General features: G+C 55.5%; 20 protein-coding genes, 1 tRNA gene and 3 rRNA genes. 12 read left to right on the plus strand and 12 right to left on the minus strand.

What is annotated here, in order from left to right; genetic code table 11:
- The first annotated feature begins 5 nt into the window (after positions 1-5).
- Both SR894_RS01600 and SR894_RS01605 read left to right on the plus strand, forming a co-directional pair.
- Positions 6-1,049, plus strand: a complete 1,044-nt coding sequence (locus SR894_RS01600) for a type IV pilus twitching motility protein PilT (protein ID WP_133731567.1) — start codon at positions 6-8, stop codon at positions 1,047-1,049.
- Positions 1,042-2,223, plus strand: a complete 1,182-nt coding sequence (locus SR894_RS01605; RefSeq protein WP_133731566.1) for a PilT/PilU family type 4a pilus ATPase — start codon at positions 1,042-1,044, stop codon at positions 2,221-2,223. Before SR894_RS01600 ends, SR894_RS01605 begins: the two co-directional genes overlap by 8 nt.
- A gap of 51 nt (positions 2,224-2,274) precedes the next feature.
- On the opposite strand, the gene SR894_RS01610 is transcribed toward SR894_RS01605, so the two are convergent.
- Entirely contained in the window at positions 2,275-3,414 is a 1,140-nt protein-coding gene (locus SR894_RS01610; RefSeq protein WP_133731565.1) for an anhydro-N-acetylmuramic acid kinase, read from the minus strand.
- Positions 3,415-3,542: 128 nt separating this feature from the next.
- On the opposite strand from SR894_RS01610, the gene tyrS reads away from it, so the two are divergent.
- The 6 genes from tyrS (at position 3,543) to SR894_RS01640 (ending at position 11,280) form a co-directional block, all read left to right on the plus strand.
- Positions 3,543-4,742, plus strand: a complete 1,200-nt coding sequence (gene tyrS, locus SR894_RS01615) for a tyrosine--tRNA ligase (RefSeq protein ID WP_035582992.1) — start codon at positions 3,543-3,545, stop codon at positions 4,740-4,742.
- Between the two features lie 473 nt (positions 4,743-5,215).
- Positions 5,216-6,748 (plus strand): 16S ribosomal RNA (locus tag SR894_RS01620).
- A 286-nt stretch (positions 6,749-7,034) separates the two neighbouring features.
- Positions 7,035-9,934, plus strand: a 23S ribosomal RNA gene (locus tag SR894_RS01625).
- Positions 9,935-10,085: 151 nt separating this feature from the next.
- A 5S ribosomal RNA gene (gene rrf / locus SR894_RS01630) occupies positions 10,086-10,201 on the plus strand.
- Together the 16S, 23S and 5S rRNA genes form the textbook arrangement of a ribosomal RNA operon.
- A 201-nt stretch (positions 10,202-10,402) precedes the next feature.
- Positions 10,403-10,591 (plus strand): hypothetical protein, encoded by a 189-nt coding sequence (locus SR894_RS01635; RefSeq protein WP_133731085.1) that lies wholly within the window; start codon positions 10,403-10,405, stop codon positions 10,589-10,591.
- 113 nt (positions 10,592-10,704) lie between these two features.
- Positions 10,705-11,280, plus strand: coding sequence for an isochorismatase family protein (locus tag SR894_RS01640; RefSeq protein ID WP_133731084.1), 576 nt, complete (start codon positions 10,705-10,707; stop codon positions 11,278-11,280).
- Positions 11,281-11,290: 10 nt separating this feature from the next.
- Here the strand turns inward: SR894_RS01640 and yaaA are convergent, their stop codons facing one another.
- Entirely contained in the window at positions 11,291-12,070 is a 780-nt protein-coding gene (gene yaaA / locus SR894_RS01645) for a peroxide stress protein YaaA (RefSeq protein WP_133731083.1), read from the minus strand.
- Positions 12,071-12,203: 133 nt separating this feature from the next.
- Positions 12,204-13,235: an NADP(H)-dependent aldo-keto reductase gene (locus tag SR894_RS01650; protein WP_133731082.1), complete on the minus strand. Its 1,032-nt coding sequence runs from the start codon at positions 13,233-13,235 to the stop codon at positions 12,204-12,206.
- 245 nt (positions 13,236-13,480) lie between these two features.
- Here SR894_RS01650 and SR894_RS01655 point away from each other — a divergent pair, with 245 nt between their 5' ends.
- Together SR894_RS01655 and SR894_RS01660 are read left to right on the plus strand one after the other, a co-directional pair.
- A complete protein-coding gene (locus SR894_RS01655; RefSeq protein ID WP_071695160.1) occupies positions 13,481-13,975 on the plus strand; it encodes a tetratricopeptide repeat protein in 495 nt (164 codons plus the stop codon).
- A 34-nt stretch (positions 13,976-14,009) separates the two neighbouring features.
- The gene (locus tag SR894_RS01660; protein WP_027957659.1) at positions 14,010-14,522 is read left to right on the plus strand and encodes a hypothetical protein; all 513 of its coding nucleotides are present in this window, start codon (positions 14,010-14,012) and stop codon (positions 14,520-14,522) included.
- 20 nt (positions 14,523-14,542) lie between these two features.
- Here the strand turns inward: SR894_RS01660 and SR894_RS01665 are convergent, their stop codons facing one another.
- The 6 genes from SR894_RS01665 to SR894_RS01690 all read right to left on the minus strand — a co-directional run bounded on the left by SR894_RS01665 (position 14,543) and on the right by SR894_RS01690 (position 17,852).
- Entirely contained in the window at positions 14,543-15,085 is a 543-nt protein-coding gene (locus tag SR894_RS01665) for an LOG family protein (protein WP_088698781.1), read from the minus strand.
- Positions 15,086-15,176: 91 nt separating this feature from the next.
- Positions 15,177-15,698: a DUF501 domain-containing protein gene (locus tag SR894_RS01670; protein WP_133731081.1), complete on the minus strand. Its 522-nt coding sequence runs from the start codon at positions 15,696-15,698 to the stop codon at positions 15,177-15,179.
- Positions 15,699-15,710: 12 nt separating this feature from the next.
- Positions 15,711-16,013 carry a hypothetical protein gene (locus SR894_RS01675; RefSeq protein ID WP_007111787.1) on the minus strand — a complete coding sequence of 101 codons (303 nt, stop codon included), beginning with the start codon at positions 16,011-16,013 and terminating at the stop codon, positions 15,711-15,713.
- 41 nt (positions 16,014-16,054) lie between these two features.
- On the minus strand, positions 16,055-16,462 hold the full coding sequence (locus SR894_RS01680; RefSeq protein WP_035576454.1) for an acyl-CoA thioesterase: 408 nt from the start codon (positions 16,460-16,462) through the stop codon (positions 16,055-16,057).
- A gap of 99 nt (positions 16,463-16,561) precedes the next feature.
- On the minus strand, positions 16,562-17,368 hold the full coding sequence (locus SR894_RS01685; protein ID WP_133731080.1) for a hypothetical protein: 807 nt from the start codon (positions 17,366-17,368) through the stop codon (positions 16,562-16,564).
- 52 nt (positions 17,369-17,420) lie between these two features.
- Complete coding sequence (locus SR894_RS01690; RefSeq protein ID WP_133731079.1) at positions 17,421-17,852, minus strand: hypothetical protein; 432 nt, start codon at positions 17,850-17,852, stop codon at positions 17,421-17,423.
- Positions 17,853-17,889: 37 nt separating this feature from the next.
- Between SR894_RS01690 and SR894_RS01695 the strand changes: the two genes are divergently transcribed.
- A complete protein-coding gene (locus SR894_RS01695; protein ID WP_133731078.1) occupies positions 17,890-19,056 on the plus strand; it encodes a MalY/PatB family protein in 1,167 nt (388 codons plus the stop codon).
- A 16-nt stretch (positions 19,057-19,072) separates the two neighbouring features.
- On the opposite strand, the gene SR894_RS01700 is transcribed toward SR894_RS01695, so the two are convergent.
- On the minus strand, positions 19,073-20,017 hold the full coding sequence (locus SR894_RS01700; protein WP_133731077.1) for a co-chaperone YbbN: 945 nt from the start codon (positions 20,015-20,017) through the stop codon (positions 19,073-19,075).
- Positions 20,018-20,212: 195 nt separating this feature from the next.
- On the minus strand, positions 20,213-21,271 hold the full coding sequence (locus SR894_RS01705; protein ID WP_223287976.1) for an SDR family oxidoreductase: 1,059 nt from the start codon (positions 21,269-21,271) through the stop codon (positions 20,213-20,215).
- A gap of 140 nt (positions 21,272-21,411) precedes the next feature.
- Here SR894_RS01705 and SR894_RS01710 point away from each other — a divergent pair, with 140 nt between their 5' ends.
- A complete protein-coding gene (locus SR894_RS01710) occupies positions 21,412-22,350 on the plus strand; it encodes a LysR family transcriptional regulator (RefSeq protein ID WP_133731074.1) in 939 nt (312 codons plus the stop codon).
- A 213-nt stretch (positions 22,351-22,563) separates the two neighbouring features.
- Here SR894_RS01710 and SR894_RS01715 read toward each other — a convergent pair.
- Positions 22,564-22,640, minus strand: a tRNA-Met gene (locus SR894_RS01715).
- Positions 22,641-22,848 lie beyond the last annotated feature (208 nt).

The following is a 22,848-nucleotide window of genomic DNA, read 5'->3' on the forward strand; positions in this document are numbered from 1 at the left end:
GAGAGATGGATATTACCGAACTGCTAGCATTCTCGGCAAAGCAGAATGCCTCTGACTTGCACCTTTCGGCCGGTTTGCCGCCCATGATACGTGTTGATGGTGACATTCGTCGGCTCAATGTGCCCGCTATCGATAATAATGATGTGCGCAAATTGATCTACGACATCATGAATGATCGTCAGCGGCGCGACTACGAAGAGCACCTGGAAATTGATTTTTCCTTTGAAGTGCCGGGGATCGCCCGCTTCCGCGTTAACGCCTTTACGCAAGCGCGCGGGGCGGGAGCCGTGTTTCGCACCATTCCTAATCAGGTGCTCTCCATGCAGACCCTGGGGCTCGGTGAGGTGTTCGAGCGCCTGGCGATGTTGCCGCGGGGCCTGGTGCTGGTGACTGGGCCAACGGGGTCGGGCAAGAGCACCACGCTGGCCGCGATGATCGATTACATTAACGATCATCGTTACGAGCATATTCTCACCATTGAAGATCCCGTTGAATTTGTCCACGCCAGCAAGCGCTGTTTGATTAACCAACGCGAAGTGCATCGCGACACCCATAGCTTTGCCGATGCGTTGCGCAGCGCGCTGCGTGAAGACCCGGATGTGATCCTGGTCGGCGAGCTGCGTGATCTGGAGACCATCCGTTTAGCATTGACCGCGGCTGAAACCGGCCATCTGGTGCTGGGGACGCTGCATACCACTTCTGCTGCCAAGACAATCGATCGGATCATTGATGTTTTTCCCGGTGAAGAGAAAGCCATGGTGCGCTCCATGCTCTCAGAATCACTCCAGGCAGTGGTGTCGCAATCGCTGCTTAAACGTCAGGGCGGCGGACGCGTAGCGGCCCATGAGATCCTCATTGCCACTTCTGCGGTGCGCAACTTGATCCGCGAAGACAAAGTGGCGCAGATGTACTCGGCCATTCAGACCGGCGGCAGCCTGGGCATGCAAACCCTGGATGCCGCGCTGTCTCGGTTAGTGAAAGACGGTACGGTAAGTTTGGAAGAGGCGCAGCTGAGTGCGAAGGGAACGCTGGCGATAAAAGATGAATAAAGACAGTTCAATTCAAGCGCCGTCTGTCGAGCTTTCGCCTACTCAATGGCTGCATGAGCTGCTCGATATTATGGTTGAGCAGAACGCCTCCGATCTGCTCATCTCTGTGGGCGCGCCGCCAAGCCTAAAAATGCCCGATGGCCTGGTGCCGCTGGGTCAGCAGCGTTTAACCACCCATCAGGTTAATGAACTGGTCACCCATGCGCTGCCGGAAGGGTTGCGGGAACGTTTTGCCAGTGAGCGAGAGGCGAATTTTGCCCTCAGTCGCGAGGGCAAAGGGCGTTTTCGGGTCAGCGCGTTTCAGCAGCGCAACCAGATGGCCATGGTGGTACGCAGCATCGCGATTGAAATTCCTCGCTTGGATGCACTGGGCGTACCGGAGCAGTTGGCAGAATTAGCTCAGGCCAAGCGTGGGCTGGTGCTGGTGGTGGGCGGCACGGGAACGGGTAAATCAACGACCCTGGCGGCGATGATTCAGCAGCGTAACGAGACCGTCGGTGGGCATATCATCAGCATCGAAGACCCGATTGAGTATTTGCACCCGCATAAGCGCGCCATAGTGAATCAGCGCGAAGTGGGGATTGATACCGAGTCGTTTGAGGTGGCGCTTAAAAACACCCTGCGCCAGGCGCCGGATGTGATTCTGATTGGTGAAATCCGCACTCGGGAGACCATGGAACACGCGCTGACATTTGCTGAAACCGGTCACCTCTGTTTGGCGACACTGCATGCCAATAACGCTAACCAGGCGCTGGAGCGCATCATTCACTTCTTTCCCCATGAACGCCATGAGCAGATATGGATGGATCTTTCGTTGAATCTGCGTGCGGTCGTCGCCCAGCAACTGCTGCCCACGCTTGCTGGTGGGCGCCGTGCGGCTATTGAGATCATGCTGCAGTCGCCGCGCATTGCCGACTTGATCCGTAAAGGGGAGGTCGCCGAGATTAAAGCAGCGATGGCCAAGTCCCGCGATGCCGGGATGCAAACCTTTGATCAGGCGCTGCATGACCTGCATCAGGCGGGGCATATCAGTAGGGAGGTGGCCATGGCTCACGCCGACTCGGCTAACGACCTGCGAATGCTGCTCAACGTCAGTGACGCCAAGGGGCGTAACCTGTCACTAGATGAACAGGTGCCTAGCCATCTAGGGCTGCGCGATGGCGATGATTACTGAGCGACTCTGAGTGCAGTTCTAAGCAACTCAGCATAAGCAATTCAGCAAAAGCTATGCAGCATAAATGCCGCCCAATACCCGGGGGCCCTGCGCGCCAGTGACCGAGGGCAAGTTGCCAGGCAGATGATTCAACCGCTGGTGAGCCAGCCAGGCAAAGGCGCCCGCTTCAATCCAGTCTTCAGGCCAGCCGTACGCCGCTGGCGAAGTGAGCGTGGCGCGAGGCAGGTGATGGGCAAGGCGCTGCATTAAGTAGCCGTTGTGAGCGCCGCCACCAGCAGTAATCAGCGCGAGCGGGCCACTATCTATCCGGAGCTGTTCAATCCCCTGGGCGACACTGACAGCGGTGAGTTCAGCCAGCGTCGCCTGAACATCGGCGGCGGCCTCCTGGCCGCTGAGATGTTTTTGAAGCCAATCCAGATGAAAGAGTTCACGCCCTGTGCTTCTCGGCGGTGGCTGCTGGAAAAACGGTTCTGATAACAACCGGGCTAAGAGCGCTTCATCTACATTGCCGCTAGCGGCCCAATCGCCGTCCTGGTCAAAGCGGCCGCCCTGGTGCAAGGCAAACCAGCCATCCAGTAAAACATTCGCGGGGCCGGTATCAAATCCGATCACTGGATCGGTCGGCTGGCTAGAGAGCCAGGTGAGATTGGCAAAGCCGCCTAAATTAAGCACCAACTGATGCGCGTCTGCTCGCCCAAATAGCGCCTGATGAAACGCCGGTGCCAGCGGTGCCGCTTGACCGCCTGCGGCTAAGTCTCTGCGACGAAAATCGGCCACCACCGTGCAGCCGGTGAGTTCTGCCAGCAAGCTTGGATTATCCAACTGCAGTGTATACGCCGGGCCGTCGCCGTGGCCTGCGGGGGCATGCTCAACGGTTTGGCCGTGGCTGCCGATGGCATTGATCTGTTCTATACCCACTGAAAGGGGGGCTAATAAGTGCTGCACGGCTTGGGCCTGGCATTGGCAGAACGCGTGCTCGGCTGCTGCGAGTTGCGCAAAACTGACCTGATCCGCATGACACAGCTTAAATAGTAGGCGATGAAGCTCGTCCGGCATCGGTTCTGCGTGGGTCGCCAACAGGCGCGGCGGCGAATCATTTTCGATGGCGATAAGCGCTGCATCAATACCGTCCAGACTAGTGCCGGACATCAGGCCAATATAGTAAAGCGGCGAAGCGGTAGGTGTTTTCATAAGCAGACTCGTACAAAGCGGGGCTAAAGCGCAGCCAAGGCTCAACCAAGGCGAACGAGCATGGTAACATCGTCGGCTATTTATCACCTGAGCCCGGTAAGGGCGGTTCTTTATAGTGGAGAGAGGCAATGAGTGAGGTGGATCAGGCTTTAGCGCTGCTGTCGCGGGGTACGCATGAAATCCTGGTAGAGGATGAGTTAAAAAAGAAGCTGGCTTCAGGCCGCAAACTGCGTATCAAAGCGGGTTTTGATCCCACGGCCCCTGACTTGCACCTGGGGCACAGCGTGTTGCTGACCAAAATGCGCCAGTTCCAGGACTTGGGGCACACGGTTATCTTTTTGATCGGTGACTTTACCGGGCGTATTGGAGACCCTACCGGAAAGAACGTGACGCGCAAACCGCTCACCGAAGAGGACGTGAAAGCCAACGCCGAAACTTATAAAGAGCAGGTGTTTAAAATTCTCGACCCTGAAAAGACCGAGGTGCGCTTTAACGCCGAATGGTTTGGCGAACTCTCCGCTGCCAAAATGATTGAGCTGGCTGCCCAAAGCACCGTTGCCCGTATGCTGGAACGGGATGACTTTGAAAAGCGCTATAAAGCCAATCAATCTATTGCTATCCACGAATTTCTCTACCCGCTGGTACAAGGCTATGACTCGGTAGCCCTTGAAGCGGATGTGGAGCTGGGCGGTACCGACCAGAAGTTCAACCTGCTGATGGGGCGTGAGATTCAAAAGCACTTCGGTCAGGAGCCCCAGGTAGTAATTACCATGCCGCTGTTGGAAGGGTTAGACGGCGTGCAGAAGATGTCGAAGTCCCTGGGCAACTACATTGGTGTCGATGAAGCGCCGGGATCGATGTTCAATAAGCTGGTCTCTATGCCGGATAGCTTAATGTGGCGCTATTTTGAGCTACTCTCTTTGAAATCGAACGAAGAGATTGACGCGCTCAAGCAGAGCGTTGAGCAGGGCGCGAACCCGCGGGATATCAAAATGGAGCTGGCCCGTGAGCTAATTGCCCGCTACCACGGCGATGAAGCAGCCGCCAATGCGCACAAGTCTGCGGGTAATCAACTGGCCGATGGCGAACTTCCGGAAGACCTGCCCGAAGTCACGGTCGATTTTGAGGGCAGTGAACAAGCACCTATTGCGGCAGTGCTCAATCGAGCAGAGCTCGCGAACAACAGCGCCCAAGCCAAAGATATGCTGGGTAATGGCCGGGTCAAGGTCGACGGCGACGTCGTTGCCAAAGACACCATGCTGGCGACAGGTAAGAGCTACGTTATCCAAGCGGGTAAGAAACGTTACGCCCGTGTGACGCTTATTTGAATTTTCTGTCAAAAAGCTCTTGCCAACCCGGCAGCGAATCCGTAAAGTACGCATCCGCTGCCGGGGACGCCAAGCGTTACCAGCGGTGCATAAGGTGTAAAAGCCTTGGTTTGTCAGGAAGTTAGAGCCGGTTTCATCGCTCGCTTCACTCGCTAAAAACAGCGGTTGACAAACACCAGGAAATGCGTAGAATACGCCTTCCTCGCTGAGGCAAGCCAAGTCAACGGCAGCCCGGTTGCTTTCACAGCAACCTAACAGCGAAACAGCTCTTTAACAATTTGATCAGGTAATTCATGTGGGCGCTTGCTGATGTTGGTGACAAATCACCAAATATCAAGGCAAGCGACTCAAGCAATAGGGTTTTAAAGGATTCGTCCTTTGGGATCTGTTTTGAATGAATTCGTTTGAACCTTGAGCCAAGTTTGATCCGCTTTTGTTGCCTTTGGGTGACATGTAAGGATCACATAGATCTTAAACTGAAGAGTTTGATCATGGCTCAGATTGAACGCTGGCGGCAGGCCTAACACATGCAAGTCGAGCGGTAACAGATCTAGCTTGCTAGATGCTGACGAGCGGCGGACGGGTGAGTAATGCATAGGAATCTGCCCGGTAGTGGGGGATAACCTGGGGAAACCCAGGCTAATACCGCATACGTCCTACGGGAGAAAGGGGGCTCCGGCTCCCGCTATTGGATGAGCCTATGTCGGATTAGCTAGTTGGTGAGGTAATGGCTCACCAAGGCAACGATCCGTAGCTGGTCTGAGAGGATGATCAGCCACATCGGGACTGAGACACGGCCCGAACTCCTACGGGAGGCAGCAGTGGGGAATATTGGACAATGGGGGCAACCCTGATCCAGCCATGCCGCGTGTGTGAAGAAGGCCCTCGGGTTGTAAAGCACTTTCAGCGAGGAAGAACGCCTAGTGGTTAATACCCATTAGGAAAGACATCACTCGCAGAAGAAGCACCGGCTAACTCCGTGCCAGCAGCCGCGGTAATACGGAGGGTGCAAGCGTTAATCGGAATTACTGGGCGTAAAGCGCGCGTAGGTGGCTTGATAAGCCGGTTGTGAAAGCCCCGGGCTCAACCTGGGAACGGCATCCGGAACTGTCAGGCTAGAGTGCAGGAGAGGAAGGTAGAATTCCCGGTGTAGCGGTGAAATGCGTAGAGATCGGGAGGAATACCAGTGGCGAAGGCGGCCTTCTGGACTGACACTGACACTGAGGTGCGAAAGCGTGGGTAGCAAACAGGATTAGATACCCTGGTAGTCCACGCCGTAAACGATGTCGACCAGCCGTTGGGTGCCTAGAGCACTTTGTGGCGAAGTTAACGCGATAAGTCGACCGCCTGGGGAGTACGGCCGCAAGGTTAAAACTCAAATGAATTGACGGGGGCCCGCACAAGCGGTGGAGCATGTGGTTTAATTCGATGCAACGCGAAGAACCTTACCTACCCTTGACATCTACAGAAGCCGGAAGAGATTCTGGTGTGCCTTCGGGAACTGTAAGACAGGTGCTGCATGGCTGTCGTCAGCTCGTGTTGTGAAATGTTGGGTTAAGTCCCGTAACGAGCGCAACCCTTGTCCTTATTTGCCAGCGAGTAATGTCGGGAACTCTAAGGAGACTGCCGGTGACAAACCGGAGGAAGGTGGGGACGACGTCAAGTCATCATGGCCCTTACGGGTAGGGCTACACACGTGCTACAATGGCCGGTACAAAGGGCTGCGAGCTCGCGAGAGTCAGCGAATCCCTTAAAGCCGGTCTCAGTCCGGATCGGAGTCTGCAACTCGACTCCGTGAAGTCGGAATCGCTAGTAATCGTGAATCAGAATGTCACGGTGAATACGTTCCCGGGCCTTGTACACACCGCCCGTCACACCATGGGAGTGGACTGCACCAGAAGTGGTTAGCCTAACGCAAGAGGGCGATCACCACGGTGTGGTTCATGACTGGGGTGAAGTCGTAACAAGGTAGCCGTAGGGGAACCTGCGGCTGGATCACCTCCTTAAACGATGCGTCACAGTCGGTAAGCGTCCACAATGAATTACCTGATCAGATAGCTGTTGTATGAGCAGTGATAAGCGAATGCTTTTCTAGCTTAGAAAAAGAAAAAGGTCTTCTTTTTTTAAAGTGAAAAAACGCTTATCACTGCTTATAGCAGTCGCTCTTTAACAATGTATATCATGCTGACAAGAACACTTCGCAAGAAGTGCTTCTTAAATTGTGATACGCGCAAGCGTATCCGGCAAAATGAAACGTGATTATTGCGAACCCCAGACTCCTTCGGGTTATAGGGTCAAGCAATTAAGCGCACACGGTGGATGCCTAGGCAGTCAGAGGCGATGAAAGACGTGGTAGCCTGCGATAAGGTTCGGTGAGGTGGCAACAACCTGTGACCCGGACATTTCTGAATGGGGAAACCCACTGGCCATAAGGTCAGTATCTTACACTGAATACATAGGTGTAAGAGGCGAACCAGGGGAACTGAAACATCTAAGTACCCTGAGGAAAAGAAATCAACCGAGATTCCCCTAGTAGCGGCGAGCGAACGGGGACCAGCCCTTAAGCATGTGAATGATTAGGCGAACAGATTGGGAAGTCTGGCCGTAGCGGGTGATAGCCCCGTAGTCGAAAATCTGATCATGTGAAATCGAGTAGGTCGGGGCACGAGAAACCTTGACTGAAGACGGGGGGACCATCCTCCAAGGCTAAATACTCCTGACTGACCGATAGTGAACCAGTACCGTGAGGGAAAGGCGAAAAGAACCCCGGAGAGGGGAGTGAAATAGATCCTGAAACCGTGTGCGTACAAGCAGTAGGAGCAGACTTGTTCTGTGACTGCGTACCTTTTGTATAATGGGTCAGCGACTTATATTCAGTGGCGAGGTTAACCGTATAGGGGAGCCGTAGGGAAACCGAGTCTTAACTGGGCGACACAGTCGCTGGATATAGACCCGAAACCGAGCGATCTATCCATGAGCAGGGTGAAGGTTGAGTAACATCAACTGGAGGCCCGAACCAGGATCTGTTGAAAAAGATTTGGATGACTTGTGGATCGGAGTGAAAGGCTAATCAAGCTCGGAGATAGCTGGTTCTCCTCGAAAGCTATTTAGGTAGCGCCTCACGTATTACCGCCGGGGGTAGAGCACTGTTTCGGCTAGGGGGTCATCCCGACTTACCAACCCGAGGCAAACTCCGAATACCGGTGAGTAGAGCGTGGGAGACACACGGCGGGTGCTAACGTCCGTCGTGAAAAGGGAAACAACCCAGACCGTCAGCTAAGGTCCCGAAATCCTGGTTAAGTGGGAAACGATGTGGGAAGGCTCAGACAGCTAGGAGGTTGGCTTAGAAGCAGCCATCCTTTAAAGAAAGCGTAATAGCTCACTAGTCGAGTCGGCCTGCGCGGAAGATGTAACGGGGCTAAACCAGGTACCGAAGCTACGGGTGAGTTCATATTTCGATATGGATTCGCGGTAGAGGAGCGTCGTGTAAGCCAATGAAGGTGAATTGAGAAGTTCGCTGGAGGTATCACGAGTGCGAATGCTGACATGAGTAACGATAAAGGGAGTGAAAAACTCCCTCGCCGGAAGACCAAGGGTTTCTGTTCGACGCTAATCGGAGCAGAGTGAGTCGGCCCCTAAGGCGAGGCCGAAAGGCGTAGTCGATGGGAAACGGGTCAATATTCCCGTACCGGACATGGTTGCGATGGGGGGACGAAGAAGGCTAGGTGAGCCAGGCGTTGGTTGTCCTGGTGAAAGTGAGTAGGCTTGGATCTTAGGTAAATCCGGGATCCTTTAAGGCCGAGACACGAGATGAACTGACCACGGTCAGGAAGTCACTGATGCCACGCTTCCAGGAAAAGCCTCTAAGCTTCAGATCATGTGCGACCGTACCCCAAACCGACACAGGTGGTCAGGGTGAGAATCCCAAGGCGCTTGAGAGAACTCGGGTGAAGGAACTAGGCAAAATGGTGCCGTAACTTCGGGAGAAGGCACGCCGGCGTAGGGTGATGAGACTTGCTCTCTAAGCCCGAACCGGTCGAAGATACCAGGTGGCTGCAACTGTTTATTAAAAACACAGCACTCTGCTAACGCGCAAGCGGACGTATAGGGTGTGACGCCTGCCCGGTGCCGGAAGGTTAAATGATGGTGTTAGCCGCAAGGCGAAGCTCTTGATTGAAGCCCCGGTAAACGGCGGCCGTAACTATAACGGTCCTAAGGTAGCGAAATTCCTTGTCGGGTAAGTTCCGACCTGCACGAATGGCGTAATGATGGCCACGCTGTCTCCACCCGAGACTCAGTGAAATTGAAATCGCCGTGAAGATGCGGTGTACCCGCGGCTAGACGGAAAGACCCCGTGAACCTTTACTATAGCTTCACACTGGACGCTGATGTTGCCTGTGTAGGATAGCTGGGAGGCTTTGAAACTCGGACGCCAGTTCGGGCGGAGCCAACCTTGAAATACCAGCCTGGCATCATTGGCGTTCTCACTCAGGTCCGTTATCCGGATCGAGGACAGTGTGTGGTGGGTAGTTTGACTGGGGCGGTCTCCTCCTAAAGAGTAACGGAGGAGCACGAAGGTACCCTCAGCACGGTCGGACATCGTGCATTGAGTGCAAGAGCATAAGGGTGCTTGACTGCGAGACAGACACGTCGAGCAGGTGCGAAAGCAGGTTCTAGTGATCCGGTGGTTCTGTATGGAAGGGCCATCGCTCAACGGATAAAAGGTACTCCGGGGATAACAGGCTGATACCGCCCAAGAGTTCACATCGACGGCGGTGTTTGGCACCTCGATGTCGGCTCATCACATCCTGGGGCTGAAGTCGGTCCCAAGGGTATGGCTGTTCGCCATTTAAAGTGGTACGCGAGCTGGGTTTAGAACGTCGTGAGACAGTTCGGTCCCTATCTGCCGTGGGCGTTGGATGTTTGAGAAGGGCTGCTCCTAGTACGAGAGGACCGGAGTGGACGACCCTCTGGTGTTCCGGTTGTCACGCCAGTGGCATTGCCGGGTAGCTATGGTCGGACGGGATAACCGCTGAAAGCATCTAAGCGGGAAGCCCCCTTCAAGATGAGACATCCCTGAGGCCTAGAGCCTCCTGAAGGGCCCAGCGAGACCAGCTGGTTGATAGGCACGGTGTGGAAGCGCTGCAAGGCGTTGAGCTAACGTGTACTAATGGCCCGTGAGGCTTGACCCTATAACACCCAAGGGGTCTGGTCGTAATGATGACGTGAATGAATGCCGGATACGCAGCGTGTGGCCCCAGCAAAAGAATGCCAGGGCGGCAGGCAATGAGACGATCACAATTTAGTTAAAAACAGTCAGCATGATGTACATTAACAGTTACGCCTGACGACCATAGCACGCGTGAACCACCTGATCCCTTGCCGAACTCAGAAGTGAAACCGCTTAGCGCCGATGGTAGTGTGGGGTCTCCCCATGCGAGAGTAGGTCATCGTCAGGCACTTATTTAACAAGAAACCCAGCCCATCGGCTGGGTTTTTTGTTTGCGCAGAAGAAAAGCATCTCATACTAACGTGCGATTTTCTGATATTTTATGCCATATATAACAATAGCTTGTGCATTCGGCATGGTATTGTTGCCACGCAGCATCTAGTATTATGTTGCACGTACCCAGAAGTAAATTCTCAGGAGGAGAAACGGTATGACGACGCAAGTAGCCAAGAAGTTAGCAATCGCTCTATTTATGGCTTTGATGGCGGGCGGACTGATCGCTTGTGACGATCAAGGCCCTGCTGAAGAAGCGGGTGAAAACATTGATAACGCCGTAGAAGATGCCGGTGAGAGCATGGAAGAGCTCGGCGAAGATATGGAAGATGCGGCCGAGAACTAAGCCGAGTGGTTGTTTGATGAGTTAACCGAAGCAGTCGCTGAAAAGCGGCTGCTTTATTGTTTGTATCGCGTCTATTATGGTTGCCTAAATAACGATAAAAAGGCGGAGGCAACGTGCTACTACAACGCGATAAAAGTTTGCTGTTAATGGTCGATTTCCAAGCGGGGTTACTGCCTGTGATTGATGGTGGTCAAGAAGCCGTTAACGAGGCTGCTTGGCTAGGCGAAATGGCGTGCCTGCTTGAGGTGCCGGTTTGGTTAACCGAGCAGTCTCCAGAAAAACTGGGGGGATCCTCGGCGTCACTGCTCGCCTGCCTAAATGACTATCAGCTCTGGCAGAAACAGCATTTTGGGGCCATGGCGGAAACTGAATTTCGTGAAGCGCTAAACGCAACGGGTAAAACACAGATTGTACTGTGTGGAACAGAAGCGCATATCTGCGTGCTGCAAACGGGATTAGGGCTATTAGACGCAGGCTACGAGCTGTACTGGCTGAGTGACGCCTCTGCCAGCCGCCGCCCGCAAGAGGCTGCGTTTGCCCGTGAGCGCGCCTGCGCGAGCGGTGCTGTGGCGGTAACGGCGGATATGGTGGCTTATGAGTGGCTTCACCGCTGCGATACAGCGCTGTTCAAAGAGGCGCACCAACGTTTTTTAAAACCGCGCGCGTCACGCCCCGTACGTTTCTTCTAGGCCGTTCGCTTTAGCGATCGGCTTCTTTACGGGTGAAAACAAAGGTATCACCCTGGGATGCCGCTGCATCGAAACGATAGCCTGCCACATCGAACGCCTTGAGTTTATCAGGATCGTTCACCTGTTCCTGGATAAGCCAGGCGCTCATCAGTCCACGTGCTTTTTTGGCATAGAAGCTGATGATTTTAAAGGTGCCGTTTTTCTCATCTTTAAACACCGGCGTAATGATCCGGGTATTAAGCTGCTTGGTATCTACCGCTTTGAAGTACTCATTGGAGGCGAGATTAACCAACACGTTGGAGCCGCTTTCAGCAATGGCTTCATTAAGTGCAGGTGCCAGGATGGGCTTCCAATAGGCATACAGATCCTTACCCGCACTGTTAGGCAGCTTGGTACCCATCTCCAGCCGGTAGGCCTGAATTAAATCCAGGGGCCGTAGCAGGCCATATAGGCCAGAAAGTATGCGCAGATGCGACTGTGCGTAACGGTTCTCCGCTTCGCTGAAGCTTTCCGCTTGCAGGCCGCTATAAACGTCGCCCTGAAAAGCCTGTGCAGCAGGTTTGGCATTGCTCAGAGTGAAAGGAGGGCACCACTCCTCAAAACGCGCCGCATTCAGGCCCGCCAATTTATCGCTGATACCCATGAGTTCGCTGATTTGCTGCGGCGAGTAGTCACGCAAAATAGTGATAAGCGCTTGGCTGTGTTTCAGAAAGTCGGGTTGTGACACTTGCTCTGTGGTCGGTGGGGTTTCAAAGTCCAGCGTTTTGGCGGGAGAGATAACGCTCAGCATCGCATGCTCCTGGTCGTGCCCTGATAAATAAAAGCCTGATATAAGTGGGCTCAGTATACCAAGCCTCGGCAAAGGCCGAGGCTATAGCGGTGATAGCCTTATGAGAGTTGGCTGTTTTTAAGGGGTGTTTGTTTTAAGGACAGGGATTGGGCATACGGCGGTGAATATCTTCGATTGCCTCTAGCACTTCGTTGTCCAGCTTGAGGCTCTCGCTGGCAAGATTGCTTTCCAACTGCTCCATGGTGGTCGCACCAATGATATTGCTGGTCAAGAAGCTGCGTGAGTTAACAAACGCCAGCGCCATTTGTGCAGGATCCAGCTCGTGCTTTTCAGCAAGCGCAACGTAAGCCTGGGTGGCCGCTTCGGCTTCGGGCGAAGTGTAACGCTTGAAGCGCTCATACAGCGTCAAACGACCTTTAGGTGGCTGCGCGCCATTCAGGTATTTACCTGAGAGTACCCCAAACCCTAGCGGTGAATAGGCAAGTAGGCCGACATCTTCACGGTGGGCAATTTCCGCCAAGCCGACTTCAAAAGAGCGGTTAAGAAGGTTATAGGGGTTTTGAATAGACGCCACGCGCGGTAAATCCAGCTTATCGGCAAGCTGCAGTGAGCGCATCACACCCCAGGGCGTGTCATTAGAGAGCCCAATAGCCCGTACTTTGCCTGCATCAACCAGCTCTTTCAGCGCATCAAGCGTCTCTTCTAGCGGCGTCGCATCTTCGTTTTCGCTATGAACGTAGCCTAGCTTGCCAAAGAAATTGGTTTGACGGTCGGGCCAGTGCAGTTGGTAAAGGTCAACGTAATCGGTATTCAATCTCTCCAGGCTTGTGTCGATGGCCTGATGAATATGCTCACGGGTTAAACGCGGCCCACCTCGTATATGGTCAAGCCCTGGGCCTGCTGCCTTGGTGGCTATGATCAGATCGTCCCTGGCGCCACGCTGCTTTAGCCAACTGCCGATATAGCGTTCAGTTAAGCCCTGGGTCTTGGCCATGGGGGGAACGGGGTACATTTCTGCGGTATCAATAAAATTGATGCCAAACGCCACGGCTCTATCAAGCTGTTCGTGGGCTTCAGCTTCGCTATTCTGCTCGCCAAACGTCATCGTGCCTAAACAGAGTCGACTTACCTCCAAGCCGGTTCTGCCAAGTGGGCGCGTTTGCATTTTTATCTCCTTACTAAGGCGGAATTGCCACAAGATAAGCCACCATTACCAGGCTGGTAAACGGCGTATGAATGGCATGTTAGCGAGGCTTATTGCAAGCAGCAAATTAATAGGGTTGAGTCGTCGCAAAGGCAGGCGTATGCTTGCCAGCCCATCGACCGGCTAAAGGCCGGTTTCTCGTGTGGTTGGTAGCTATTTTGTGACTGCTAGCCCAAGGTTCCAACAGACAGGCAGGGTGGTTTGCCATGCTGCAGGCATCAACGTTGTTTACTCGGCTAGAATTTCGCCTAGCTGAACGGCTGTTTCATAATCACTGGCTGTTGCCGCGTTCACCGCGCACCCAGCGTTTAACGATGCGCTTGTTTAAGCGCTGTGCGGAAGCGGGTCACCCTGACGCGCTCTCCGTTTACGGCCATATGCTGTTTCATCGCAGCCAGACGCCCCAGGACAAGGCGCGCGGAGCGCGGTACGTTCTGGAAGCTGCGCATGCCGGAGATGTAAAGTCACAGTACCAGGTGGCACAAATCCACGAGCACGGCTGTGCTCAGTACCCGCGCCGTGAAGATTACGCGGTGACCTGGTACGCACGCGCCGCCCAGTCTGGGCACTATCTAGCTGCGGAGCGGCTCGCTCGCGCTTATCGCCTGGGTGAATTAGGCTTGGCGGTAGATGGCGAGCGTGCGGCTTACTGGCAGCGACAGGCGGATCAGCCGACACTAAATAACGTGGCCGCTGCGTGAAGCGTTACCGCGTTCTAATTGAGTGAGGAAGGTTGTGTCCGAGACGCTACCCACAGTGCTAGATATTGAAGCGTCCGGATTTGGGCGCGGCAGCTACCCCATTGAAGTAGGCATCGCCCGTGCCGATGGAAGCTGCTGTGCTTTTCTCATTCAACCGCTGGAAGAGTGGACGCACTGGGATCCCAAGGCCGAACTGCTGCATGGTATCTCCCGTGATCGCCTTATTCAGGAGGGCTACCCGGTACGCCAGGTCGCCCACTGGCTGAACGATGAACTACGCGAGCTGGGTAAGGCGTACAGCGATAGTTGGGGGTACGACAATACCTGGCTGTCGCTGCTTTTTCATCACGCGGGCATGCTGCCGCGTTTTCGCCTTGAGGCGCTAAGGATTTTGCTTAGCGAAGAGCAGCAGGCAGTGTGGAGCGACACCAAAGAAGCGCTGATCGCCGAACAGGGGATTCACCGCCATCGGGCAGGTGAAGATGCCCGCTTACTGCAGCTGACCTATCAGCATACCCGCAAGCTCACCGAGCACCCGGGACGTTAGCCACTCTTCCCTCTCCAGTTTTATAGCTGGGCTTCCAGCACCTCGAGCAACTCATTGGGTGACGGTGCGTCGAACAGCATCTCCCGGGTGGGAGACGCCAAAAAGCCATGGCTGACCGTGCTGTCTAAAAATGTCAGCAGCGGTGAATAGAACTCGTCGATGTTCAACAACCCCATGGGTTTTTCATGCAAGCCTAGATAGCCCCACGTCCATATTTCAAACAGCTCTTCCAAGGTGCCAATCCCGCCGGGTAAGGCAATAAAAGCGTCGGCGTTGGCCGCCATAGTGGCTTTGCGTTCGTGCATATTGCGCACCCTAATCAGCTCGCTTAAGCCAAAGTGGGCCTGTTCGCGCTCCACCAGGTGGTCGGGCATGACACCAATGACTTCACCACCGGCCTCAAGTGCTGCGTTAGCCAGCTCGCCCATCAGGCCAACGCGTGCCCCACCGTAAACCAACGTGTGGCCGCGTTCAGCGAGCGTGCGTCCCAGTTGATTGGTCGCTTGGCGGAAGGCAGGGCTGTTACCTTCACGGGAGCCAAGATAAACGCAAATTCGAGCCATTCGTTTATTCCCTGTCGTTAAAAAATGAACGTGACTAAAACCGTAGTCAAAAAGAACGCGAGATTACTACGAGGCTTAGGTTAAAAGGGGCTTAGGGTAAATAGCGGTCTACCTGATAGTGCTCATCCATCCACTGCCCAATCACATTGTCACCGCACAGGTGATGGGCGTACTGGGTATGCAGGCAGCGTATCTGGTGCCAGTTGCTAATGCCGCCAATACCGCGTTTGGTCATCACATCGGTATAACCCAATTTAGCGACTTCTTCACGCTGAGCATCGCTCATAGCGTCCCAGCGAGCGGTCACATAGTCGCGATGGCTCTGTTGATAAGCCTCAAGAAACTCAGGCTCTTCCTGTAGGCGTTGTTCGAGCGCTTTGATAACCCCAACGGCTTCGATGCGGGAAATCTCAACTTTCAGCACATCGGAACAGAGCCAATACAGGGTGGGGAAGGGTTTGCCGTCGACAATCGGCGCCATGCGCAGTACTAGCGGTGTACCTTCACCGTCGGTAGCGGCTACCGCTTCGATACCACGCGGTGCGCGGCCAAGCTGCTGGGCAATAATGGCGAGCTGACGTTCGTCAGGCGCTTGGTTGGTGCGTATCACCATTGGGTTGGTCTCTCACGAACGGTCGTCTTGAACAAATTTAGTCGAGCGGCCAACGGCACGGAAAAAGCAGCGATTGAGCTGTTCAGGCGACGCGACATAGCACCACGTCCGCTCACAGTATTCAGCGGCTCGTGCCATTAGCACGTCATAAAGGCGATTGAAGGGGGCATCATAATCGTAGGGGTCGGCACCAAACAAGCGGATATGCGGATAGTCGGCAAAGCGCTCAATGAAATAGCGCTCAAGGTCTGCCTCCACGGCGCGATGCTGGGCGACGTTGTCAGGGTCTATCCAGAGGTTGTAGCGGATTGCCATTATAAGGCTCCTGTTGCCCCGGCAGCGCGGGGCAGCGTCAATCAGGCGGGCTCAGGCGCGTCTTGTAAGTGCGACGTTAGCGCCTCGCGCAGGTCACCCTCAATGGGCATGGCGCACTTGGCCTGGTGGTCATACTGCACCATAACGGTATGTCCCAGGTTAGTGAGCTTGCCGTGCTGCCGCGCCTCTTGGGTCACTGTAAACGAGCTATTGCCTAACCGCGTTAAGTAAGTACGTATTTCGATATCGTGACCGTAAAACAGTTCAGCCCGGTAGTCGACTTCCATGCGCGCCATAATCAAGCGCCACTGCTTAGGGTTTAAGTCAGGGGTAAAGAGTTTGAACAAGTCATTTCGGGCAAGCTCAAACCACGCTGGCAGGCGGGTGTTGTTAATGTGCCCTAAGGCGTCGGTATCGTAAAAGGCGGGTTCAATGGTACGGGTAAACATGGCTTGTCCTTGTTATGAAAAAAACAGCTATTAGTACGGTTAATCGCAACGGCAACGGTTAGGATTAACCCAAGCAAGCGCTTGGTCAAGAGGTCTTGGTCAAGCGATGCGGCGTTGATACCACGCAGTGAGTTGCATCCACCCCAACAGCCATAGCGTGGCAGCTGCGAAGCCAGCCAATGTTCCCCATAGCAACCCCAGCGTGCTGTAAGTATAGGAGACACATAGCGTGTAACTCAGTAGCGAGCCAAGTCCCATCGGGTAGTGTTTGATGACCGTGGCCACCGGCGCTGCCCCATGGTTCAGGTGTAGGATCAGCAAAAAAGGCAGCATCGTGACAGGAAAGGCAGCCAACGTTCCCGCCCAGGCGGGCGGCAGCCAGTGGGCCAGGCTGGTAATGGTAAATATGATCACGGTGGCGAGTGCGGCGCGGGCGGCAAGCGCCGGTAACGAAAACGTTCGGCTGGCGGGTATCCTGACATCAGCAATGTTGCGAAATAAGCTGCTGAACAGAGCAATGGCGCATAGCGTCACCAGCGTGCCGCTCAGGCGCGTAAAGTTAAACTGAGCGAGCAGCGTACTAACGGCGAGCCAAGCAACCAAACCGCCCGCCACGCCGCCAATGACACCTTTAACGCCCGGCTGTCGTCCTGCCATCCAATAACCGGCCCCTAGCGCCATTGTGGCCGTAAAGCCCGCCAGGGTATGCACCGCACTTTGGGTCGCAAACTGAGGGGAAATTTCCAAGCCGATAAAAAATAGCGCCAACGCCGTGCCTAATGGGTAGCCCGCCAGCAGGCCCGCCAAGCGCGGGCTAGCGCGTACGGCAATCGCGCCTAGCCCCAGCACCATACTGATCGAGAGCCCTAATTTCGCTAGCTGCCAAGTGAGAGGGACTTCAATCATGCGGGGTTTTCCTTGCTGTTTTTGTTTGGGTATTGTCAGCGCGCGCTTTTAATTAAACCAAGCGCAGGCCTTGCTGGTCACGCCAGGCGGCTTCAAGGGCATCTTGTAGGGGCGCTTTCAAGTGCGCTGGGAGCGCCTCATGAGCCGCTTGCAGTGAATCAAACGAGCGGTTGCGCAGCCAGCAGTACGCCCAGGCGCAGGCTTCGGCGTCGCTATCGGGGGTCGGGCGAGCGGGCATTTGATTGAGCAGAAAGACCGCCGTGCGCGGCGCCCATAGCGGCATTTCACCTAGCTCATCCTGGCTCCACTGCTCCAGGGTAGCGCCGCTGGGCGTGGCGTCGGGGGTGCCTAATTTAGCTACCCGTGCTGTTTCGGCCAAAATGAGCGCTAGCTGATCCGTATTCGCTTGCCCAAGCGAGCGCCATTGCCGCAACAGCGCCGATAGCCCCGCCCGCATCTTGGTATAAAAGTCATCTTGCGGCATGCTTGGCACAACCCCTATTGAATGAGTGAGATGTTTCATGGCCTACGATTTTGCCACGCCTGTGGAGCGACGCCACCCAGAAGGTGGCTGGGCATCGCAAAAATGGCACCGCTACGGCGACGACGTACTGCCTCTTTGGGTCGCCGATATGGATTTTCGCTCCCCGCCTGCGGTGATTGATGCACTGCAGGCGCGGGTGGCCCACGGTGTATATGGCTATGGCGAAGTGCCCGCTACGTTAACAGAAACCCTGTGCCAGTGGAGCGCCCACCACTACGACTGGCCCATTCAGCCGGAGTGGCAGCAGTGGCTACCGGGCGTCGTGCCGGCCTTGCATCTGGCCGCGTTAGCGCTGACCGAACCAGGCGACGGTGTGTTGACGGTGGCGCCGATCTACCCGCCATTTTTAGAGGTTGCAAAGCGTACAGGCCGATTGCCCCAGCAGGCGATGCTGGCAGCGCCCTCAACACCCAATGAGCCTTGGCAGCTCGATATTGCCGCCTTGGAGGCCGCTATTACGCCACGTACGCGCTTGCTGCTGTGGTGTCAGCCCCACAACCCTACGGGGCGTGTGTGGCGCCATGAAGAGCTTGCAGCGCTGGCTGAGTTAGTGGAGCGCCACGACCTGTGGGTGGTCTCCGATGAGTTGCACTGCGACCTGTTATTGGACGAAGGCGCTCAGCACCGCCCGTTAGCCGCGGCATTTCCTGAATTAGCGAAGCGCACCATTACGCTATGGGCACCGTCGAAAACCTTTAACCTGGCGGGCTTAACCAGCGCCTGCGCGGTGATTCCCGATCCTGCACTGCGTGAGCGCTTTGCGGCGGCTACCAAAGGGTTACTGCCCGATGGCAACGTGCTCGGCTTGGTTGCGGCGGAAGCAGCGTATCGACACGGCGAGCCTTGGCGCCAGGAGCTGTTAAGCGTGTTACGTGAGCATCGTGAGACGCTGCAGGCGCGCGTAGCGGCTTGGCCGGGCGTGCGCTGGAGTGCGCCGGAGTCCACCTATCTAGCCTGGCTGGATATGCGCGAGGCAGGGTTAGGCGATGCGCCCTACAAGACGCTGCTGAAAGAAGCGGGAGTCGCGCTTTCGGACGGAGCGGCCTTTGGCTGCCCCGGCTTTGTACGGCTTAACTTTGGTACTACCGCTTCCCAGCTGGAAGCGGCGCTGTCTCGTATGGATTCCCTGCTGAAGCGGGATTGAAAGCCTTCAGAAGACCTTAGTACAGCATCGCAAAGAGTTTGCGGCGGTAAGCAACGGTCAGCGGGTGGTCGGCGCCCAGTGCGTCGAACACCTGCAGCAGCGTTTTACGCGCCGCGTCATCGTTATAGGCGCGATCCTGCTTCATCAGCGCCAGCAGCGCTTCCAGCCCTTCATCGTAATGACCGTCGGCCACTTGGCGCAGGGCGCGCTGATACTGCGCTTCGCTATCGGTACGATCGCCCAGGGCCGCAATCTCCTCGGCTGAGAGTGCCTGCTCGCTAAACTCAATGCTGGCGCGTACGCCACGAGCGGGAGCCGCATCGCGCTCTTCCGGGGGCAGATTGTCGAGTACTTCACGGGCTTCGCTGCCGCGCCCTTCGGCCACCAATACCCGAGCGAAGGCTATCTGGTAAGCGTAGTGTTCGGGGTACTGGCCCATCAGGGTTTGATAAATCTCACGGGCAGCGGCGGTGTCTCCTGCTTTAAGTGCTTCTTCCGCCTGCTCTTCAGGAGTGGGCGGCGCTTCGCCGGGGGCTGGGAAGTAGCGATTGAGCCACTCGCGCACCTCTTTTTCCGGCAGCGCACCCTGGAATCCATCCACCAAACCACCCTGGCTAATCAGCTTCACATCGGGCACCGAACGCACGCCCAATTGGCCGCCGATTTCAGGGTTCGCTTCGATATCGAGCTTGCCGAGCAGGAAAGCGCCCGCGTACTCAACCACCAGTTTATCCAGCACTGAGAGGAGAGTGCTGCTGCCTGCGTTGGAAGGCGAGTAGCAGCCCAATAGCACCGGCACCTGCATGGACGCTTCCAGCACCTGCTGAATATTGCCAGCATTGAGCTCGATAATGACATCTTCAGGGCGCACCGCCGCCTGTTCAGCGTTAGGCGCGGTAGCGTCAGCACTTCCGGTATCCGCCGTAAGCGGCTTACCTGAGCGGGGATCAATAATCTGCATGGGTAGACTCGGCATCAAAAAATGAACAATAGTTCCCCATGATATGCAGGCATATGCCGGTGGATTCAAGGAAAAGGAGGGAAATAAAACTCACTGCTATTGGGTTTCAAGCGGCGTGAACCTGATAAAACAGAAACAGGGCGCGGTTAGGCGCCCTGGTGGAGCTACTGTTTCTGGCACTGTTTCTGAAATTGCTTAAGGAATGATGCGCTCCGCGCGTAGGCGGGCGAACAGGTCGAAAAACGCTGCGCGTGTTTCGCGGAAGTGGTCAAAGCCGAAGTCACGGGACTTGGTGACGTCGTTGACGCACTCAAGCTCGCGCCCCAGGTCGGCATCGGTGTGCCACCAGGAAGCCAGTTGGGTGACATCGGCTTCAACGAGCTCGTTTTGCTCGGCAATCTTGGCCCAGGTAGGCGCAATGTCGGCCATCTGGGTTTCAAGCGGCTGCGGCGTTTCGGGGCAGTCGGCGACTTCGAGCTCGAAGAACTCGCCAATCTCATGCCACAGTCGACGCCAGCGGAACACATCGCCATTGACCGTGTTAAAGGCTTCATTGTGGGCACCGGGCGTGGTCGCCGCCCACTCCATCTGCCGCGCCAACACCAGCGAATCGGTTAGATCGGTCAAGGCATTCCACTGCATCTGCGAGCCAGGGAAGGTGAACGGCTTGCCCGTGGCTTTGCAGATAGAGGCGTAAACCGCCAGCGTCACGCCCATGTTCATGGCGTTCCCGCGAGCATAGCCGATCACCGTGTGCGGACGGTGCACGTTCCAGCTAAAGCCGTCTCGCTCCGCCGTCGCGAACATGATGTCTTCGAGGGTGTAGTAAAAGTTCTCGCCAGGTACGCGGGGCGCTGATTCACGAAACGGCGTCTCGGTCTTGCCGCTACCGTAGTTCTCGAAGGCACCCAGGTACTGCTTGGTGCCGGTCACCAACGAGACGTGCGCCAAGCTTGCATCCTGCAGGGCGTCGAGCAAGTTGTGCATCATCGCGCCGTTGGCCTCGACGTTGGCTTTTTCATTTTCGCGCCGCACCCAAGTGCAATAAAACACGTGGGTGATGGGTAGCCCCGCTAATGCTTCCGCTGTGGCCTCGCGATCTAACAGATCGGCAGCGACGGGAATGACCCCTGCCTGTTCAGAAGGGCGACGAGATAATCCATAGACACTCCACCCGCTAGCGGTGAGGTAGCTGGCTAGGTTGCCGCCGGTAATACCGGTAGCGCCGACGACTAATGCGGTGCCTTTGCGCATGATTAACTCCTTTTGCAGACAATATTTTCGGAACGGGCAGTGGAAATGTGCTTTGTGCCCGATGAAAAGCAGTCTGGTCGCCAAGGATCATTGCTACAATTGGAAAAATCGCAAATCTTTATTGCGCTAGGAGCAACTTGATGGATCTCAATGCGCTACGCATCTTTGAACGCGTTGCCGCGACAGGCAGTTTTACCGCCACCGCACGTCACTTTCATCGGGCTGTGTCCTCTGTCTCGCGTCAGATTGCCTCTTTAGAGGAGGCGCTTGGCCAGCAGCTGTTCTATCGCCACACACGCGCCGTAACGCTGACCGAGGCGGGCTGGCGATACTATCAGGAAGTTCGCGAGATACTTGAACGACTCGACCTGGCGACAGAAGCGCTAACGGCTCCTAATACAGCGCCTAGCGGCGTGCTGCGCCTCAATGCTCCCGTGGCTTTCGGCCAGCGCCAAATCGTGCCGATTCTGCATCACTTCCAGCGCCGCTACCCGGCAATCAAAGCCGAACTGATGCTGACCGATCAACTGACCGACCCGGTGCGCGAGGGCATCGACATCACCTTTCGTGTCGGAGAATTGGCCGACTCCACGCTGGTCGCACGCCGCCTAGCGTCAATGAACTACGTGGTAGCCGCTGCCCCCGCCTATATACAGCGCTGCGGTAGGCCCAACAGCCCAGATGACCTTGAACACCACGACTGCCTGCTCTACCAGGGTGAAATGGGCCGCCAGCGCTGGTACTTCCATCATGCCGATCAGCCGCAAGCCTTCGCTTACAAAGTCGACGGCAGCCTGTATAGCAACGATGCCGAGAGTCTGGTGAGAGCAGCGCTAATGGGGCAGGGGCTGGTGATGTTCCCTACCTGGCTAATCGCTGATGAGCTAGCCTCGGGCAAATTGCTGCCCCTGCTCGAAGCGTGGCGTTGTGAAGTCGTGCCAGGCAGGCGCGATATCCACGTGCTCTACGCCCAGCGTCGGCTGCACACCCGCAAGGTAAGCGCTTTTCTGGATCATCTGTTTGAGATGGTGGGGCCTATGCCGAGATGGGATCGCTGGCGTGAGCAGCAGACGGTGTAAGTGTTCAGGCACGAAAAAAGCCGCTACCTTTCGATAACGGCTTTCCCAATGTTGGGTGGTGAGGGTCGCTGATTTTAAAATAAGAGAGAACCTATCTATGGCCTTCTGGGGTGATAAGGCGTTGAACCCAGCAGCTCTACTGAGCGCAACCGTCAAACTTCAGGCAATAAAAAAAGGCAGATCAGTAAGTAACTGATCTGCCTTTCAAAATATTGGTAGCGGGGACCGGATTTGAACCGATGACCTTCGGGTTATGAGCCCGACGAGCTACCAGACTGCTCCACCCCGCATCAACGTGTGGCGTATTCTACAGAAGTTTTAGGCGAAGTCAATAGCGGTATTAACACGTTCGGCGTATAGCGGTGACGCGCATCCTGCTGCAACATGGAGAGAGTGCAGCTATGCTTTAAATAGCCATAACAAAAAGCTTACGTTGGTGCATTACTCAAGCAAATAATGCACTAGGGTAATACAGGCGCAATCGCGCTTTTTCACAAT

It is taken from the genome of Vreelandella neptunia (assembly GCF_034479615.1).
Taxonomy (GTDB): Bacteria; Pseudomonadota; Gammaproteobacteria; order Pseudomonadales; family Halomonadaceae; genus Vreelandella; species Vreelandella neptunia.

Bases quoted from the DNA above. Each gene is read 5' to 3' on its own strand.
- yaaA (WP_133731083.1), bottom strand. From the start codon at position 12,070: ATGCTGAGCGTTATCTCTCCCGCCAAAACGCTGGACTTTGAAACCCCA.
- SR894_RS01655 (WP_071695160.1), top strand. From the start codon at position 13,481: ATGCTGCAGGCATCAACGTTGTTTACTCGGCTAGAATTTCGCCTAGCT.
- SR894_RS01610 (WP_133731565.1), bottom strand. From the start codon at position 3,414: ATGAAAACACCTACCGCTTCGCCGCTTTACTATATTGGCCTGATGTCC.
- SR894_RS01700 (WP_133731077.1), bottom strand. From the start codon at position 20,017: ATGCAGATTATTGATCCCCGCTCAGGTAAGCCGCTTACGGCGGATACC.
- SR894_RS01690 (WP_133731079.1), bottom strand. From the start codon at position 17,852: ATGCCGCAAGATGACTTTTATACCAAGATGCGGGCGGGGCTATCGGCG.
- SR894_RS01705 (WP_223287976.1), bottom strand. From the start codon at position 21,271: ATGCGCAAAGGCACCGCATTAGTCGTCGGCGCTACCGGTATTACCGGC.
- SR894_RS01665 (WP_088698781.1), bottom strand. From the start codon at position 15,085: ATGGCTCGAATTTGCGTTTATCTTGGCTCCCGTGAAGGTAACAGCCCT.
- SR894_RS01685 (WP_133731080.1), bottom strand. From the start codon at position 17,368: ATGATTGAAGTCCCTCTCACTTGGCAGCTAGCGAAATTAGGGCTCTCG.
- SR894_RS01710 (WP_133731074.1), top strand. From the start codon at position 21,412: ATGGATCTCAATGCGCTACGCATCTTTGAACGCGTTGCCGCGACAGGC.
- SR894_RS01650 (WP_133731082.1), bottom strand. From the start codon at position 13,235: ATGCAAACGCGCCCACTTGGCAGAACCGGCTTGGAGGTAAGTCGACTC.
- SR894_RS01605 (WP_133731566.1), top strand. From the start codon at position 1,042: ATGAATAAAGACAGTTCAATTCAAGCGCCGTCTGTCGAGCTTTCGCCT.
- SR894_RS01635 (WP_133731085.1), top strand. From the start codon at position 10,403: ATGACGACGCAAGTAGCCAAGAAGTTAGCAATCGCTCTATTTATGGCT.
- tyrS (WP_035582992.1), top strand. From the start codon at position 3,543: ATGAGTGAGGTGGATCAGGCTTTAGCGCTGCTGTCGCGGGGTACGCAT.
- SR894_RS01670 (WP_133731081.1), bottom strand. From the start codon at position 15,698: ATGGTGATACGCACCAACCAAGCGCCTGACGAACGTCAGCTCGCCATT.
- SR894_RS01680 (WP_035576454.1), bottom strand. From the start codon at position 16,462: ATGTTTACCCGTACCATTGAACCCGCCTTTTACGATACCGACGCCTTA.
- SR894_RS01600 (WP_133731567.1), top strand. From the start codon at position 6: ATGGATATTACCGAACTGCTAGCATTCTCGGCAAAGCAGAATGCCTCT.
- SR894_RS01675 (WP_007111787.1), bottom strand. From the start codon at position 16,013: ATGGCAATCCGCTACAACCTCTGGATAGACCCTGACAACGTCGCCCAG.
- SR894_RS01695 (WP_133731078.1), top strand. From the start codon at position 17,890: ATGGCCTACGATTTTGCCACGCCTGTGGAGCGACGCCACCCAGAAGGT.